Below are 16128 nucleotides of genomic sequence, written 5' to 3' on the forward strand. Positions count from 1 at the left end.
GTATCGGGAAAATATAAAATTAGATGCCGGCTTTTAACCCCACTGCCCGCCCTGTCGCTCGCCCCAGGCCGCCCACAACGCGCGTCCAGGCGCGCGGGCCCTGCGCGGACCGGCACTCAGGAGTGAATGTTCATGTCTGACCAGCCCCAGTCGCCACCCGAACTCCAGGTAAGCGCCGCCAGCCACGAAGCCATCGTTGAGCCCCTGCAACTGGGCAAGCGCGTGCGCGAAATCCGCCTCAGCCAGAACCTCACCCTGGAAGAAGCCAGCAAGCGCACGGGGCTGGCCCGCTCCACTCTGTCCAAGATCGAAAACGAGCAGATCTCCCCCACCTTTACCGCCGTCAACAAACTGGTAAAGGGACTGGGGATCGATATACCGCAACTGTTCTCCCAACCCAGCAAAAGCCGCAGCAGCGGCGGTCGGCGCGATATTACGCGCTGCGGTGAAGGCAAACCGCGCGCCACTCCAACCTACGAACACGAAATGCTGGCTTCTCAGCTGACCAACAAGAAAATGATCCCGTACAAGACCACAGTGAGGGCTCGCAGCTTTGATGAATACGCCGACTGGGTGCGTCACGACGGCGAAGAACTGCTCTACGTACTCAGCGGCAGCATCCGCTTCTATACCGAATTTTACGAACCCATTGATCTGGCCGAAGGCGACAGCGCCTACTACGACTGCGAGATGGGCCACACCCTGATATCCACCAGCGAAACAGACGCCGTGATCCTGTGGGTCACGGCCTGAGCCTGAGACCCACCCCTTAAAAGCGCCTTCGCTGCTATACTTCCTCCCTCGTCCTGACAGGGCCGTCCTTCCCCTCCCCTGGAAGGGCGGCCTTTTTCACACCGACTTATTACACCGACGACAGGCACACAGAGACGACACCTTGCTGCGCCATTGCGACAGCCCAAGGCCATTTATCTATTGCAATCGACTTAATGATCCGCTAATTTCGTTTCCTATTGGAAACTTAGTTTATCTGGAATCGCCCACGCAAGCCTATCCCCGCCAGGCGTCCGGACAGCCAACACACCTTCGAGACGGAGCACATCATGGCAGAGCAACCTAACAGCGCCCTGAAAAAGACCCCACTGTACGACCTGCACCTGGAGCTGGGCGCCAAAATGGTACCCTTTGCAGGCTATGAGATGCCGGTACAGTATCCGCTGGGTGTAAAGAAGGAGCACCTGCAGACCCGCGAACAGGCGGGCCTGTTTGACGTATCCCACATGGGCCAGGTCATGCTCAGAGGCGAAGGTGCCGCCGCCATGCTGGAGTCCCTGGTGCCGGTGGATATCATCGACCTGCCGGTGGGCAAGCAGCGCTATGCCATCTTCACCAATGATCAGGGCGGTATTCTGGACGACCTGATGGTCGCCAACTGGGGTGACAGCATCTATGTCGTGGTCAACGCGGCGTGCAAGGAACAGGATATCGCCCACATGCGCGCGCACCTGCCTGAAGGCGTAACCCTGGAAGCACTGGATGATCGCGCCCTGATCGCGTTGCAGGGCCCGGCAGCCGTGACAGCCCTGAGCCGACTGGCCCCCCAGGTGGCCGACATGGTGTTCATGGATAGCGGCCGTATCAGCATTGATGGCGTCGACTGTTTTATCAGCCGTTCGGGCTACACCGGCGAAGATGGCTACGAAATTTCCATCCCCGCCAGCGACGCCGACCGCCTGAGCCGCTTGTTGCTGGCTCAGCCTGAAGTCGACTTTATTGGCCTGGGTGCCCGTGACTCGCTGCGCCTGGAATCCGGCCTGTGCCTGTACGGTCACGATCTGGACACCAACACCACGCCGGTGGAAGCCAGCCTGCTGTGGGCCATTTCCAAGTGCCGCCGCGCAGACGGCGAACGTGCCGGCGGCTTCCCCGGTGCCGACATCATCCTTGGTCAGATCGCCAACAAGGACAACAGCCGCAAGCGCGTGGGCATGATTGGCGAAGGCCGCGCACCGGTACGCGAAGGCACCGAGCTGTTTGATGCCGACGACAACCGTATCGGCATTGTAACCTCCGGCACCTTCGGCCCCAGCGCCGGCGCCTCCATCGCCATGGGCTACGTCAGCAGCGGCGCCGCCGTGATGGACAGCACTATCTTCGCCGAAGTGCGCGGCAAGAAACTGCCGATGCGCATCAGCAAGATGCCGTTCGTCGAGCAGCGTTACTTCAGAGGTTAAAGAGCAGAGGTTAAAGAGCAGAGGTTGAGAACCGGCGTTAAACGCCGAGCTTTATGGGGCCGCGGATAAAATAATCCGCGGCTAGACCACTGCTATTAACCCGCGACCAATCCGCATCCAGACGGGATCGCCCGCAGAATGCCGCCGTCGAAACACCCAGCCCGCTCACTCAGCTTGAGCTGTACTGCGAAGCCGATGCCAGGGACCTGTCCCTGGCGCTGGCACAGCCAGCACTGGTTGACGAGCTGACGCTGGACAGCGGCAACTGGCTGGTCGTCGCAGGCCAGGAAGCAACCTTGCCGGTGCAGGATTTGCTCGAGCAGCATTTTAACGCCGTGTCGCCCGGCGCGCAGCCGGGCTCTGCCCAGGCGCAAGACAGCAACGGGACCCCAGGCATGGCATTCTGGCTGCAGCCTGGCGAGCGCTGCCAGCTGCTGATGCGCCAGGTCAATGCCTGCAGTCTGGCCGGGCAATTGGGGCAATCGCTGCAGCGGGGCGCGAAGGCCTGAGAATCGCAGGTGCGAGCCTGCTCAATTTCACCCTTGCGTTATTTCTTTTGAGCAGTTAAATTTGCTCGGCGTTACACAGTTTTGCATCACGAGAAGGGCTGACGTCCTCGCCAACCTGCCAACCTGGGCAAGGTGGTTGCCGCCAAGCGGCGATGCGGTCTATACCGACAACCAATCAGGTATCCGCACTTAATACGTCAGCTCTCATGAATGAGTCTAGAAAGACATGCCTCAGTGGCAGGCCTTTCGTTAAAACATGGGAGCACGGCATGTTCGAAGCACATTTCAACACCACATCTGAAGCGACAGCGCCTTGCTGGGCCGGGCACGCACGCGAATCACATACACAGCAGCACACCGATACACTGGCAGTTCCGCACGTAAATACACAGCCACCTGCACAGCAAAGCGCAGAACAGGGCCTCACCCGGCGCATCCAAAACCTGCGCCACACGTGCCCACTGCACGTCTGGGCCGCCCCTGGCAAACGCAAGGATGCCTGCGGTAGGGTTCGCGAGCACTGGTTTCTGTATATCGAATACTGCAGCGGCACGGGCGCGCGGATCTGGCAGAAGCTGGAACGCGCCCAGGCTGACTGCAGCCTGGACGCGCTCTTCACGCTGGCGTGCCAGGCAGAACTGCCCGGCATTGATAGCGAGCGCACCCGCCTGTGGCTGGAGATGCACCGCGGTCGCTAAGCGGCGCAGCAGTTACTGCATTGCCTCGACACTGAAGCCAAGCCCGCGCGCCCGGGACAGCAGCCCCTCGGGGCCCACCAGATGAGCCGCGCCCACCAGCACCAATTCGGTTTGCGGACTGTTCAGCAGGATTTCTATCTGTGACCACCAGAGTCGATTGCGCTCCAGCACCAGGGTGCGATACAACGGCTCGTAATCGAGTTTCAGCTGCAGCACCAGCTCGTCATACAACTGCGCCTCGTCCCCCCGGCGCCAGGCGTCAATCAGGCTATCGAGCGTGCTACTGTCCACTTCCAGCTCGTCGAGGACCTGGGTCAGAAAGAGGTCGGGATCTTCCTCCCCCATTGAAAACAGATACTGCAGGTGCTGCCTAATTGTCTCGAGCCCGATCACCGGCTTGCCGTCATCCAGCGCCTGACGATACAGCCGCATGTCGACTCCCGCCTCAGTTGCCCCAAGACGCACCATCTCAATGCCCAGTAGTGTCAGAAATACGCCGGATGGCCGCAGCGACTGCAGCATCTGCGGCGCCAGTCCGCGACTGACAGCATAGTGCTCCAGCCGCTGCCAGCTTGACTCCGACAGCTGATCCGACAGACGGCCACCCTCGGCATACAGCATGCCCTGTGCGATCAGTGCCTGCACCTCCGGTTGCGCCAGATCGCCGAGATCGACTTCAAACAACAGCACATCAGACTTCGCATAGGCCTTATCAAATGCCTCGGGCAGCGGCAAATCCCCGGGCCTGAGCATATGCACCGTCGCCCCCAGATAGAGCACGCCGGAATCATTTGCAATGCGCCACACCGGGCTTTGCGCCCAGAGCGGCGGCGCGCACAACAGCAGCAGCGCCATCGCACAGCGCAGTATCCTGCCAAATCCCGCCTTTATCATTACGCCTCCCGCGACAATCTATTTGCGCCACAGTACCCGCAAGCGAACCCGGACAGAAAGTCGTCGCTGCCATAGTCGCTGCAGTTTTCACAATCCAGGCGGTACTCACCCGCAGTGCACGCGGTTTAGCGTTTGGCGTAGCCCGGCAAATTAAGCATGAAAGGCGGCTGGGCGACACAGTCGATATTTTTGGCCCGCATCCGCAGGCAGACGACGCCGACGTTGTCGCGGCTGTAGCCAATCAGCAGCGCCTTCCAGGAGGTGCCGTTTTCCATATCCCGCTCCAGCAGCAGCGCACGCCCGCCGTCCAAAGCCCCGCCCAGCTGTGTCTTTGCCGCTGCGATGGCGCGACGCGCCTGGGCACGGTCAGGATAGATCCCCAGCAACAGGCCCCAGCTTTCAATCGGCCAAACCGAGTGCGCCTGCAGCTCTCCCCTCACGGGCCCCCGCTCACAGCCGCTGCGCCCGATCGGGCCTTGCATCGACACGGACTGCAGCTCGGGCCTCTGCATAAATGGCGGAAGCTCAGCCATAGAACCGGATTCGGTAACGGGGACGGCAAAGCCTTCATCCAGCAACAGCCTCACCTGCTTGTCCCGCGCCGCCCGGCTATTTGCCCCCAGCACCACCGCAATCAGGCGCCGGTTATCACGCCGTGCCGAGACCGCAATGTTGTAGCCGGCCGCGCAGGTGAAACCGGTCTTCAGACCATCCACACCCGGATAGCGGCCGAGCATACCGTTATGGGTGTGCAGGGTGCGGCCCTTGTACCGGGTCGAGCGAGTGGCAAAAAGCCCGTAGCGCTGCGGAAAATCCTGCAACAGGCGCCAGGCCAGAATGGCCTGATCCCGCGCCGTCGTTATCTGCTGCGCATCCGGCAGGCCACTGGCATTGCGATAACGGGTATCCGCCATGCCAAGCGACTGCGCACGCGCCGTCATCTGCTCGGCAAAGCGCGCTTCGCTCCCGCCCAGCGCCTCGGCCAGCACCACAGCGACATCATTGGACGACACTGTAGCCAGCGCTTCTATCGCCTGTGCCACTGTGATTGTTGCTCCGGTACGCAGCCCAAGTCGCACGGCGGGCTGCGCCGCAGCCTGCCGGGACACCGGCAAGGCACTATCCAGAGTCAGCCGACCTTCCTCAAGCGCTTCGAATGTCAGATAGAGGGTCATGAGTTTTGCCAGCGATGCCGGGTACCAGTGCTGATCAAGCCCATCCTGGCGCAAAATCTGACCGCTAGCGGCATCAAGCAGCAGCACCGGATTGCCGGCCCGTGCCGCGGGCGTCGCTGCGCAGAACACCAACAGCAACAGCACATGCAGCGACGTTTTAAACAGGACAGGAAAAGACTGCGCAGGACGGATATAACCGCGCACGCCGCGAAGGACAGGAAAGAGCAACAACAAAAAACCGTTGGGCATGATAGTTCAACTTCCCCCGCCGCCAGGCGAAAGGCCCTTGGAGCCTAGACCGCCGTGATTAAGGTTGCCTATCAGCATAGGTCATGGAAGGGTCGAACAGCGGTCACAGTGACAGCCCTGTGTTCTCTGTGCGCAAGAATAGCAGAAGACCTCAAGGGGGGGGGGGGCAGATGCCGGTACGCGCCAGTGTCAGCATTTCGGCCTCATAGGCAGGTTTAAGCTCACGCCAGGCAAAGCGCTGCAGCGACAACTGCAACGGAGCAGCCGCTGGATTTATCCGCAGACTGGAGACTGCACTCGCAGCAGCACTCGCAACAACGGAGGCCTGGCGCTCGATCAGGTCGGCCGCATGGCCCGCTTCAGCGACCAGATCATCAGCAACACTGGCATAAAGACCGGACGCCGGCACCAGCTCTGGATACACCAGCCGGTTGGGTAGTACCGGCAGACAGCCCGCGGCCAATGCTTCAAGCACCGCCAGCCCCTGGAACTCATGCTCGGCCGTGGACAGCACCAGATCCGCCGAGCGCAGCCATGCCTGGTACTCGGCGCGCGTTTCGGCAAAGCCGAACTGCACCAGCCGATGCCCGAAGCTGGCACCAATCTCGGCAAACTCCGCCGGCGTATGGCGAAAGCTCTGCCCCAGCAAACAGAGCCGGTAATCCAGCTGTCGCGCTTCCAGCGCCTGCAGAATGGCCAGCAGGCGGCGCGGCCCCTTGTCGTACTCCCAGCGCGCCGACCACAGCAGACGCAGCGGCCGCCGTACATCGCCCCTGGCATAGACACCGCTGTCAACGCCACCAACAACAGGCAGATCCCAGCGTGCATCGGCACCGCCCCCAGTGCAGTCTCTGGCGTCAAAACAACGGTCCGCCAGCGGTACCGGCAGCACGGCTGAGCGCTCGCGCAAGCGCGCTACTATGCCGGCCGGCACCTGATCCGGCAGTTTCTTCATCAAGGCAGCTGCACCTGCCAGGAAGCTGTCACGGTTGTAGGCGGAATTGAACAGCACCCGGTCAGCCGCCAGCGCCGTGTAGATATTGAGAATCTTCGGTTCAACCGCCTTGAAGGCGCGCTCGGACTCGGGATAAGCAAACTGGTTTTCGTGGAAATACACCAGGGTCGGCACCTGAGCCAGGGCCGGTACCAGGCCGCGCAGTGCCGACAGATCGGTCATGGAGGTGGCCAGCACCAGATCATAGGGGCGCTGCAGCGTTTCGCGCTCATTAAAGGCCCAGCTCAGACTGTTGCCCCGAATGCGCCAGGAAAAGTAACGCGGCGCCAGGGTCAGCAGCGTCCAGTCCCAATGCGGCATGCCGCCCATTAACTGGCGATACCAGTGCTGATGACTGGCCGCATCGTAGGCCGATAACAGCAGTACGCGCACGGAATCAGTCGCGGGGGATCGGGCGCTTGGCGCCGCTCTCGTCGATCGCCACGTAGGTAAAGACGGCTTCGGTGACCCTGAAATGCGGCCGACTCCCCTTCTCGCGACTCAGGCGCGGGCGCACCCAGACCTCCAGATGCAGCGCAACCGAGGTATTGCCCTGGTGCTTGACCGCGCCGTAACAACAGACCACATCACCCACCTGTACCGGACGGATGAACTTCATCGAATCCACCGCCACTGTAACAACGGGACCCGCTGCAATCTGCTGCGCCAGAATACCGCCGGCAATGTCCATCTGTGACATGATCCAGCCGCCAAAGATATCACCATTGGTATTGGTATCGGCGGGCATGGCCAGGGTGCGCAGCAATAGATCGCCACCAGGCTCCCCGGGGCTGGCAGGCTGCGAGGAACCGGGCAGCGCGCTCTCGTCTGTCCCCTGCTGCGGGCTCTGCTTGGTACTCTTGGCCATCTGCTTCTCCTGTTATCGAGCCTAAAACCGCCCCGATGGTGCAATCCAGCGCAGCATTATACGCGCCCACAACCGCAGCGTCCTGTATTTGCGGGCGCGGCAAGCACAACGATAGACTTGTAATACGTATTTTTGTATAATACGCGACCTTTTCCCCCATCCAGATTCTGTGCCCCGCGCACCGGGTCTCAGTTTCACAGGTACTTCAATCCATGTCAGATGCTGGTGAACAGCTCTCCTTTACCTCTCTCGGTCTGTCCGAACCGGTGCTCAAAGCACTGACCGATGTCGGTTACGAAACTCCATCTCCGATTCAGGCGGCTAGTATTCCGTTCCTGCTCGCCGGCAGGGATCTGCTAGGCATGGCACAGACCGGCACTGGTAAAACCGCTGCCTTCGCACTGCCGCTTCTGTCCCGTTTGGACACTACACGTCGCGAACCCCAAATGCTGGTGCTGGCGCCTACGCGCGAGCTCGCCATCCAGGTTGCTGAAGCTTGCCAGACGTACGCCAAGCACATCCCGGATTTCCATGTCCTGCCGATCTACGGCGGCCAGGCCTATGACACCCAGCTGCGCCAGCTCAAGCGTGGCGCCCAGGTTATCGTCGGCACACCGGGCCGTGTTATGGACCATCTGCGTCGCGGCTCGCTGAAACTCGACACACTCAGCGCCATGGTGCTGGATGAGGCCGACGAAATGCTGCGCATGGGCTTCATCGACGATGTCGAATGGATCCTCGAGCACACGCCCAAAACCCGCCAGATTGCTCTGTTCTCGGCCACCATGCCGCCGCAGATCAAGCGCGTTGCACAGAAATACCTGAATAATCCTGAGGAAATCCGGATTGTCAGCAAGACGTCGACTGCACCGACCATCACGCAGAAATACCTGCGTGTCAGCAGCCATCACAAGATGGAAGCCCTGACCCGCATCCTCGAAATCGAATCCTTCGAGGCCATGCTGATCTTTGTGCGCACCAAGTCGGCCACCGAAGAACTGGCCGGCAAGCTGGCCGCACGCGGACATGCCGCCGAAGCCCTCAATGGTGATATTTCGCAGCAACAGCGCGAACGCATCGTCGAGCGCCTGAAAGCCGGCAAGATCGATATCCTCGTGGGTACCGACGTTGTTGCCCGCGGCCTGGACGTTGAACGCATCAGCCACGTGCTGAACTACGACATCCCCTACGATACCGAATCCTATGTGCACCGTATCGGCCGTACCGGCCGCGCCGGACGCAAGGGCGAGGCGATCCTGTTCGTGGCACCGCGCGAAACCCGCATGCTTTACGCCATCGAAAAGGCCACCCGCCAGCCGCTGGAGCGTATCGAGCTGCCGAGCGTTGGCGTGATCAACGAAAAACGTGTTGAGCGTTTCATGCAGCGCATCAGTGACACTCTGGATAACGGTGAAATAGCCACCTATCTGGATCTGCTGACCGACTACCAGAAAGAGCATGACACTGACCCGTTGCAGATTGCCGCCGCCCTCGCCCTGATGGCTCAGGGTGAAACACCGCTACTGCTGGATGAGCGTGAAATCCCGCAGCCACGGGAATACAAGGACGAGCAGCCGCGCGAGCGTCGTGGACCGATCAGCGTTAATCCCACAGCACGCCCGCTGAAGGATCACCCCGAGATCGAAATGCAGCGCTTTGTGGTCATGGTTGGCCGCAGCCACGGCGTTATGCCGAAAAACATCGTCGGCGCCATCGCCAACGAAGCCAACATGGCTGCCAACCTGATCGGCCAGATTGATCTGTTCGACGATTACAGCACCGTTGACCTTCCGGCCGGCATGCCCGCCAAGGTCATGCAGGTTCTGAAAAAAGCCTTCGTCTGCGGTCAGCGCCTGAACATTCATGCAGCCGGCGAAACCCCGGACACGGATCGTGGCGCACCTTCACGCGGCACACGCCGCCCGGGCGGCCCCAGCAAGGGCGCTCCCAACAGAAGCCGTAGCAAGCCGCGCGAAGGCGCAGCTCCGAACCGCCGTCCGCCGCAGAAGTAAGCAGACCGCTACAGACCCCAAAGCAGCCACAAGCTGCCTTGGGGATGGTTACGTCAGCTCACTCTGCACAACAGCGCAAGATGCCACAAAAAAGCCCGCCACCGGGTTACCGGTCGCGGGCTTTTTCGTGGCTCTCACCTTGCGACAAGAACATCACTCAGGCGTTGTGATACTCCAGCGCCACCCGGCGTGTCAGACAGGTCAGCAGGGTATAGGGAATGGTGTTGCAGAACTGCGCCACTTCAGAGACCGGAAGCTGTGGCCCCCAAAGCTCCACCCTATCGCCAATGCTGACATCGGCAATGTCGGTAATATCGATGGTCATCATGTCCATGGAGACACGCCCGGCGGTCACCGTGCGCTGCCCCCTGACCACTACCGGCGTACCGCTGACGGCATGGCGCGGATAACCATCACCATAACCCATGGCAATGGTGGCGATACGGCTCGGCCGCTGACAAATAAAACCGGCGCCGTAACCCACCGCATCCCCGACGTCGAGCTCGTGAATGGCGATGATTTCGGTGCTCAGGGTCATGGCCGGCTGCAATTTCGCCGCCTCATCCTGCGCCACCTCAAAAGGCGTCGCCCCCCAGAGCATCAGCCCTGGACGCAGCCAGTCTCGACGCGCCTGGGGCCAGGCCAGGGTTGCCGGCGAGTTGGCCAGACTGTGGGGCGCATCAATGCCTTCAACCGCCTGATCGAAGACGGCGATCTGGCGCTGCGTGGTATCCAGCGACAGATCATCGGCGCAGGCAAAGTGACTCATCAGGGTGATTTCAGCCACCTGTGGCAAAGCACGCAAGCGGGTATAGGCACCCTGAAAATTGCGCGGCTCAATCCCCAGGCGATGCATGCCCGAATCCATTTTCAGCCAGACATTCACCGGTGCCGGCAGCTCGGCCGCGGCCAGCGCATCGATCTGATGTTCGCTGTGTACTGCGATCCAGAGACCATTGCGCGCAATATAATCCAGCTCACTGGCTTCGAAGAAACCTTCCAGCAATATGATCGGCTGTTCGATACCGGCGTCACGCAGCTCCACCGCCTCTTCAATACAGGCCACACCAAAGGCATCCGCCTCGCCAGCCAGCGCCCTGGCCACCTTCACGGCGCCATGACCATAGGCATTGGCCTTGATGATAGCCGCCGCACGGGCACCGGGTGCCAGTGCACGGGCCAGGCGATAATTGTGGCGGATGGCGGCCAGATCGATACTGGCCTTTGCTGCACGACTCATACTCATTCCTCCGAATGCCGATTAAGCTGCGAACAGTCCGGGCCGACCAGCCGCCGCCCCGGGACGGGTAACGCGATTTACTCGCCGGTTACCATGATGGCTTCAACTTCAATATCCACAGCCTTGGGCAGCTGCTTGACCGCGTAGGCGGCGCGGGCCGGGTAGGGTTCGGAGAAGTAGCGGGACATCACTTCGTTCACCTGGGCAAAGTTGGCCAGATCGGACAGCAGGATGGTGAGCTTGACGCAATGATCCAGCGAACCACCGGCTTCTTCGGCGATGGCCTTGAGGTTTTCAAATACGCGCACGGCCTGAGCTTCGAAGGAATCATTCACCACTTCCATGGTGGCAGGGTCCAGCGGAATCTGGCCGGAGATGTACACAGTGTTACCCACTTTGACAGCCTGGGAGTAAGTGCCGATTGCTGCAGGGGCTTTTTCGGTATTGATAATGCTACGGTTAGCCATGTCGCTTCCTTAGGTACTAAATTAGGAGGTACTGATTTGTTAATCGTTCTTGGTCAATGGTCCTGATATGCGGATCATCAGCGGGCCACTTAGGATTGCAGCCGCGGCGGAGGAGTCCGCGACAGCAGGCCTAAGTGTCCTTTATTCGGCGCCAAAAGTCAGCGCCACTGCGCACTCCAAAGAGCGCTGCGGCGACGCCAAGCAGTGCAGATGCGACACTGCAGCCCGGGCTGCAACGTCGCGCACCGACATCAGCTGGCGTAGGCGAAGGGGTAACGGTCGATTCCCAGGCCCGTGGGATCGATGTCGGTCTTGTTGCCACTGAGCAGGTCAGAGACAAACTTGGCCGAGCCCAGGGACATGGTCCAGCCCAGGGTGCCATGTCCGGTGTTGAGGAACAGGCTCGGGTAGCGGGTTGCACCCAGGATGGGCGTACCGTCCGGAGTCATCGGGCGCAAACCAGTCCAGAATTCGCCCCGTTCCATGTCGCCGCCACCGCCGAACAGATCAGACACCACGAAGTTGACGTTGGCGCGGCGCTTCTCCGGCATCGACAGGTCGTAACCGGCCAGCTCTGCGCTGCCACCGACACGGATACGGTCGTTGAAGCGCGTTACCGCCACCTTGTAGGTTTCATCCATTACGGTAGACACAGGTGCACGGCTTTCATCAATAATCGGCAGCGTCAGGGAGTAGCCTTTTACCGGATAGATGGGCGCACGCATATCGATCTGCTTGAGCAGCATGGGGCTGTAGCTACCCATGCACACCAGGTAGCGATCGGCCTTCATGACACCGGCACCGGTTTTCACGCCCGCAACGTCGCCCTTCTCCATGATCAGGCCATCGATCTGGGTGTTGTACATGAACTTCACGCCCATCTCTTCGCAGCGTGCCGCCAGCGCCTGGGTGAACTTGAAGCAGTCACCGGTTTCATCGCCGGGCAGCTGCAGGCCACCGACAATCTTGTCCTGCACGTACTGCAGCGCGGGCTCCTTGCTGACGCAGCCCTGACGGTCCAGCACGGCAAAGGGCACACCCAGCTCACGCAGCACGTCTATGTCCTTGGCGGCGCCGTCCACCTGCTTCTGGGTGCGGAAAACCTGCAGCGTGCCGCCGGTACGGTGTTCATAATCGATATCGATGGTCTGGCGCAGGGTCTTGAGGCAGTCGCGGCTATACTCGGCGATGCGGACCATGCGCCCCTTGTTGACCTGATATTTGCCTTCGGTGCAATTGGCGAGCATCTTGCTCATCCATTCGTAAAACTGGTAATCCAGCGTCGGCTTGATCATCAGCGGCGACAGATCCTGCATCAGCCACTTGACGGCCTTGAAGGGTACGCCGGGTGCCGCCCAGGGCGCAGAATAGCCAGGCGATACCTGACCTGCGTTGCCAAAGCTGGTTTCCATGGCCGCCGCGGACTGGCGGTCAACCACCGTCACCTCATGACCCGCATTGGCGAGATACCAGGCGCTGGTAACGCCAACAACACCACTACCGAGAACGACTACGCGCATTTGGCTACCCTCTGGTTATTTTTTAATCTACAGCAAGAATATGTATTGCAGTATAGGGGATAGTTATCAGAATTTTTTTGCGTTTTTACGGTTTTCGCGGATAATAATCTGCCTATAAATACAATCACCGGAAATAATTATGGAAACCTTCAGCAGCGGTCAAAAAAAGCGCAAGCTTGACCGTATAGACATGAATATTCTGCGTACCCTGCAGTTCGAAGGGCGCATTTCCTATACCGAGCTGGCAGACAGGGTCGGGCTGTCCACCACCCCCTGCATGGAACGGGTAAAACGGCTGGAGAAAGACGGCTATATCGAGGGGTACTACGCGCGGGTCAACCCCGCAGCACTGGGCTACAGCATGCTGGTGTTCGTCGAGATCGCCCTGTCCTACCAGTCACCGGACGCATTCGACAGCTTCAACAAGGCCGTGGCCCAGCTGCCCTACATCATGGAATGCCATCTGGTGTCCGGCGACTCGGATTATCTGCTCAAGGCGCGCATCCGCGACATGACCGAATACCGCGAACTGCTCGGCGAGATGCTGCTGACACTGCCGGGGGTGAAAAACTCGAAGAGCTACATAGTGATGGAAGAGGTCAAGGAATCCCTGGCGCTGCCCATTGATATCAACAAGCCCCGCACTTATTAGCCGGCCGAAAGCATAGCCGGCAGATATCCATGAGCACAAAGGTATCGGCCAGCCAACAGACCCGAAGCGGCCTCAAGGACACGGAACAGGAAGCCAGCCCAGAGCCCTATCAGATACTCACGTCCGGCAGCTGGCGCAGCCAGTCAAAGAATACCCGTATACGGGCGTTGTCCAGCGCCCCGGGTCTGTGAATCAGGTAATAGGAACAACAGGACGGCAATGCTGGCAACAGTGATACCAGCCGGCCAGTATTCAGATCCTGATCAATCAGCCGGCCGCGAGCCAGCGCCACCCCGAGACCTGCGGCGGCGGCCTCCATGGCGAGATCCGCCCGGTTAAAGTAGTGCCCGCGATCACTATCGACCTCCCCCAGCCCCGCCTTGTCGAGATAATAGCGCCACTCCGCATCGCGGCGCGCCTCATGCCAGGCCATGGAGTCGTGCAGCAGCGTCAGATCCCGCCAGCTGGCAGGGTCCTTCCAGTCACGTGCAGCAACATAGTCGGGACTGGCCACCGGAAACAGCGTTTCGGCCAGCAGCGGTGTTGCCACCAGCTCGCGATACTCGCCGAAGCTGTAGTCAATCGCCAGATCGAAATCCCGCGGCTCGGTGCGCAGCAGGGATTCCTCGGCGAAGGTTTCAACCCGAATATCGGGATAGCCTGCCTGGAACAGGCGCAGTCGCGGCACCAGCCACTTGAACAGCAAGGACGGTGTTGATCGAAAGCGGATCTGCCCTTCCAGCATCTGACGCTGCAGGCGCAGCACACAGCCATCCAGATCCTGCAGACTTTTGTGCACCACCTCAAACAGCTGCTTTCCTTCGCCGGTGAGATTCAGCCCCCGCGGCAGGCGCTCGAACAGCTTGAAACCAAGCTGGGCTTCCAGATGCTTGATCTGCTGACTGACAGCTCCGGTGGTGACATGCAGTTGCTCCGCGGCACGGGTAAAGCTCAGGGTGCGGGACGCCACATCGAAGGTTCGAAGCGCGGCGAGTATCTGGGCATTAATCATCTATGTCTCCGGCACCAGTGTCAGTCAGGACAACAGTAAAGCAGAGCCCGGCGGCTTTGCGTAGACCCACAGCAGCAGATTGACGCTAAAGTTGCTTTAGTTTGCCTATAATCGACTTAAATATTCATTGCTTGCGGTTGCTATAGGCTGACTCCAGAATGCCCGCCTCGATACAGCCAGTGACAAAGGATTAATGGTGCCAATACAAGACGCTCGCTCCATCAGCCACAAACTCTCCCTTGGCAAACCATTATTCTGGCTAAACCCGGCCTGCGCGCACGACGCCCCGCAACCCGAGCTGCAGGAAATCGAAGCCGCCGCTGCGCGCCTGCAACGCTGCGCCCCGCTGCTGGCCCGCCTGTTCCCCGAACTTGCGGCGGCTAACGGCCTGATCGAATCCCCACTCCTGGCGGTGCCGGCACTGCAACAGGCGCTCGCACTACCGGGCACACTGCTGCTCAAGGCCGACCATGATCTGCCGATAGCGGGTTCCGTAAAGGCTAGAGGCGGCTTCCATGAAGTGCTCTGCCATGCCGAGTCCCTGGCGCTCGGTGCCGGTATTCTGCACAGCACTGATGATGACTACCTGAAACTGGCAGGCCCCGAGGCGCGGGCGCTCTTTGCGCAGCATCTGCTGGGCGTGGCCAGTACCGGCAACCTGGGTCTGAGTATCGGCGTGATTGGCGCAGCGCTGGGCTTTGACACCTGCGTGCACATGTCCAGCGATGCCAAGGAATGGAAGAAGCAGCGTCTGCGCAACTTTGGCGTGCGCGTCATCGAGCACGCCAGCGACTACAGCGCAGCCGTTGCCGCAGGGCGCGCCGACACCGAAGCCAACCCCTGCGGCTACTTTGTCGATGACGAGAACTCACCCAGGCTGTTCTACGGCTATGCCGTGGCGGCACTGCGCCTGCGCGACCAGCTGGCCGCAGCGGGCATCCCGGTCGATGCAGAGCACCCGCTCATGGTCTATATTCCCTGCGGTGTGGGGGGCGCGCCCGGCGGCATCTGTTTTGGCCTCAAACAGATTTTCGGTGATGCCGTGCATTGCTTCTTTGCCGAGCCTGCACAAGCCCCCTGCGTGCTGCTGGGCGTACAGGACCCGAGTATTCCCTCGGTCTATGATATTGGTCTGAACTGTCAGACCGAGGCCGATGGCCTGGCGGTGGGTCTTGCGTCCGAGTGGGTCTGTACGCGCATTCGCACTTTGCTGGCCGGTGTCTACACCGTGACCGACGAAAGCCTCTATCGTGACCTCTACCGGCTGCAGAGCACCGAACAGATCGCCATAGAACCCTCTGCCGCCGCTGGCATCCAGGGGCCCACCAGGTTGCTGAACGACGGCGCCGACTACCTTAGCGCCCGCGGCCTGGAACCTCGTCTTGCCAAGGCGACACAGCTGATCTGGACCACCGGCGGACGCCTGGTGCCCGACGAAGAATATAAAAAGTTCCTCAAAAGAGGAAAAATAGCTTCTAATGAAACATTAACTGATTAAAATAGAATCTGTTTCCTACACGAAACAACCAGCCGACAACACAGAGTGCTCTGCACGCGTCGAGTTGAACGGTCCTGCAGTCACCCAAACGCTGATCGCCGGGTGACTTCACATCATGCCGCACCCCTATCCGGGGCGGCTGATAACA

General features: G+C 60.3%; 15 protein-coding genes and 1 riboswitch. Of the genes, 6 read left to right on the top strand and 9 right to left on the bottom strand.

All coding sequences use genetic code 11. The features are described 5' to 3' along the window. The first annotated feature begins 132 nt into the window (after positions 1-132). Together MRS74_RS14510 and gcvT are read left to right on the top strand one after the other, a co-directional pair. A complete protein-coding gene (locus MRS74_RS14510) occupies positions 133-753 on the top strand; it encodes a helix-turn-helix domain-containing protein (RefSeq protein ID WP_254580994.1) in 621 nt (206 codons plus the stop codon). A gap of 308 nt (positions 754-1061) precedes the next feature. Continuing rightward, entirely contained in the window at positions 1062-2192 is a 1131-nt protein-coding gene (gcvT, locus tag MRS74_RS14515; RefSeq protein ID WP_254580995.1) for a glycine cleavage system aminomethyltransferase GcvT, read from the top strand. A gap of 95 nt (positions 2193-2287) precedes the next feature. On the opposite strand, the gene MRS74_RS14520 is transcribed toward gcvT, so the two are convergent. Then, complete coding sequence (locus MRS74_RS14520; RefSeq protein ID WP_254580996.1) at positions 2288-2518, bottom strand: hypothetical protein; 231 nt, start codon at positions 2516-2518, stop codon at positions 2288-2290. Positions 2519-2779: 261 nt separating this feature from the next. Beyond that, a riboswitch (SAM-I-IV-variant riboswitch) is annotated at positions 2780-2886 on the top strand. Between the two features lie 84 nt (positions 2887-2970). Between MRS74_RS14520 and MRS74_RS14525 the strand changes: the two genes are divergently transcribed. Next, positions 2971-3399, top strand: coding sequence for a hypothetical protein (locus MRS74_RS14525; protein ID WP_254580997.1), 429 nt, complete (start codon positions 2971-2973; stop codon positions 3397-3399). Between the two features lie 12 nt (positions 3400-3411). Here the strand turns inward: MRS74_RS14525 and MRS74_RS14530 are convergent, their stop codons facing one another. The 4 genes from MRS74_RS14530 to yciA all read right to left on the bottom strand — a co-directional run bounded on the left by MRS74_RS14530 (position 3412) and on the right by yciA (position 7579). Further along, positions 3412-4293 (bottom strand): TraB/GumN family protein, encoded by an 882-nt coding sequence (locus tag MRS74_RS14530; protein ID WP_254580998.1) that lies wholly within the window; start codon positions 4291-4293, stop codon positions 3412-3414. 125 nt (positions 4294-4418) lie between these two features. Then, positions 4419-5717, bottom strand: a complete 1299-nt coding sequence (locus MRS74_RS14535; protein ID WP_254580999.1) for a D-alanyl-D-alanine carboxypeptidase family protein — start codon at positions 5715-5717, stop codon at positions 4419-4421. A 151-nt stretch (positions 5718-5868) separates the two neighbouring features. Beyond that, positions 5869-7104, bottom strand: a complete 1236-nt coding sequence (locus MRS74_RS14540; RefSeq protein WP_254581000.1) for a tRNA-queuosine alpha-mannosyltransferase domain-containing protein — start codon at positions 7102-7104, stop codon at positions 5869-5871. Between the two features lie 4 nt (positions 7105-7108). After that, entirely contained in the window at positions 7109-7579 is a 471-nt protein-coding gene (yciA, locus tag MRS74_RS14545; protein WP_256557949.1) for an acyl-CoA thioester hydrolase YciA, read from the bottom strand. Between the two features lie 212 nt (positions 7580-7791). On the opposite strand from yciA, the gene MRS74_RS14550 reads away from it, so the two are divergent. Further along, positions 7792-9591 carry a DEAD/DEAH box helicase gene (locus tag MRS74_RS14550; protein WP_254581001.1) on the top strand — a complete coding sequence of 600 codons (1800 nt, stop codon included), beginning with the start codon at positions 7792-7794 and terminating at the stop codon, positions 9589-9591. Between the two features lie 157 nt (positions 9592-9748). Here MRS74_RS14550 and alr read toward each other — a convergent pair whose 3' ends face one another. From alr to MRS74_RS14565, 3 genes are all read right to left on the bottom strand, one after another. After that, positions 9749-10831, bottom strand: a complete 1083-nt coding sequence (alr, locus tag MRS74_RS14555; protein WP_254581002.1) for an alanine racemase — start codon at positions 10829-10831, stop codon at positions 9749-9751. Positions 10832-10908: 77 nt separating this feature from the next. Continuing rightward, a complete protein-coding gene (locus tag MRS74_RS14560; RefSeq protein ID WP_067296332.1) occupies positions 10909-11298 on the bottom strand; it encodes a RidA family protein in 390 nt (129 codons plus the stop codon). 251 nt (positions 11299-11549) lie between these two features. Further along, the gene (locus tag MRS74_RS14565) at positions 11550-12818 is read right to left on the bottom strand and encodes a D-amino acid dehydrogenase (protein ID WP_254581003.1); all 1269 of its coding nucleotides are present in this window, start codon (positions 12816-12818) and stop codon (positions 11550-11552) included. A 139-nt stretch (positions 12819-12957) separates the two neighbouring features. Between MRS74_RS14565 and MRS74_RS14570 the strand changes: the two genes are divergently transcribed. Next, positions 12958-13470, top strand: a complete 513-nt coding sequence (locus MRS74_RS14570) for an Lrp/AsnC ligand binding domain-containing protein (protein WP_254581004.1) — start codon at positions 12958-12960, stop codon at positions 13468-13470. 109 nt (positions 13471-13579) lie between these two features. Here MRS74_RS14570 and MRS74_RS14575 read toward each other — a convergent pair whose 3' ends face one another. After that, positions 13580-14482, bottom strand: coding sequence for a LysR substrate-binding domain-containing protein (locus tag MRS74_RS14575; protein ID WP_254581005.1), 903 nt, complete (start codon positions 14480-14482; stop codon positions 13580-13582). A 193-nt stretch (positions 14483-14675) separates the two neighbouring features. On the opposite strand from MRS74_RS14575, the gene dsdA reads away from it, so the two are divergent. Continuing rightward, entirely contained in the window at positions 14676-15980 is a 1305-nt protein-coding gene (gene dsdA, locus MRS74_RS14580) for a D-serine ammonia-lyase (RefSeq protein ID WP_254581006.1), read from the top strand. The last annotated feature ends 148 nt before the right edge of the window (positions 15981-16128 follow it).

Source organism: Marinobacterium sedimentorum (assembly GCF_024267675.1).
GTDB lineage: Bacteria > Pseudomonadota > Gammaproteobacteria > Pseudomonadales > Balneatricaceae > Marinobacterium_A > Marinobacterium_A sedimentorum.

What these genes read in the sequence shown, in the direction of transcription:
- MRS74_RS14510 (WP_254580994.1), top strand. Translation starts at nt 133, where the DNA reads ATGTCTGACCAGCCCCAGTCGCCACCCGAACTCCAGGTAAGCGCCGCC.
- yciA (WP_256557949.1), bottom strand. Translation starts at nt 7,579, where the DNA reads ATGGCCAAGAGTACCAAGCAGAGCCCGCAGCAGGGGACAGACGAGAGC.
- MRS74_RS14575 (WP_254581005.1), bottom strand. Translation starts at nt 14,482, where the DNA reads ATGATTAATGCCCAGATACTCGCCGCGCTTCGAACCTTCGATGTGGCG.
- alr (WP_254581002.1), bottom strand. Translation starts at nt 10,831, where the DNA reads ATGAGTCGTGCAGCAAAGGCCAGTATCGATCTGGCCGCCATCCGCCAC.
- dsdA (WP_254581006.1), top strand. Translation starts at nt 14,676, where the DNA reads ATGGTGCCAATACAAGACGCTCGCTCCATCAGCCACAAACTCTCCCTT.
- MRS74_RS14535 (WP_254580999.1), bottom strand. Translation starts at nt 5,717, where the DNA reads ATGCCCAACGGTTTTTTGTTGTTGCTCTTTCCTGTCCTTCGCGGCGTG.
- MRS74_RS14560 (WP_067296332.1), bottom strand. Translation starts at nt 11,298, where the DNA reads ATGGCTAACCGTAGCATTATCAATACCGAAAAAGCCCCTGCAGCAATC.
- MRS74_RS14550 (WP_254581001.1), top strand. Translation starts at nt 7,792, where the DNA reads ATGTCAGATGCTGGTGAACAGCTCTCCTTTACCTCTCTCGGTCTGTCC.
- MRS74_RS14530 (WP_254580998.1), bottom strand. Translation starts at nt 4,293, where the DNA reads ATGATAAAGGCGGGATTTGGCAGGATACTGCGCTGTGCGATGGCGCTG.
- MRS74_RS14520 (WP_254580996.1), bottom strand. Translation starts at nt 2,518, where the DNA reads ATGCTGCTCGAGCAAATCCTGCACCGGCAAGGTTGCTTCCTGGCCTGC.
- MRS74_RS14525 (WP_254580997.1), top strand. Translation starts at nt 2,971, where the DNA reads ATGTTCGAAGCACATTTCAACACCACATCTGAAGCGACAGCGCCTTGC.
- MRS74_RS14570 (WP_254581004.1), top strand. Translation starts at nt 12,958, where the DNA reads ATGGAAACCTTCAGCAGCGGTCAAAAAAAGCGCAAGCTTGACCGTATA.
- gcvT (WP_254580995.1), top strand. Translation starts at nt 1,062, where the DNA reads ATGGCAGAGCAACCTAACAGCGCCCTGAAAAAGACCCCACTGTACGAC.
- MRS74_RS14565 (WP_254581003.1), bottom strand. Translation starts at nt 12,818, where the DNA reads ATGCGCGTAGTCGTTCTCGGTAGTGGTGTTGTTGGCGTTACCAGCGCC.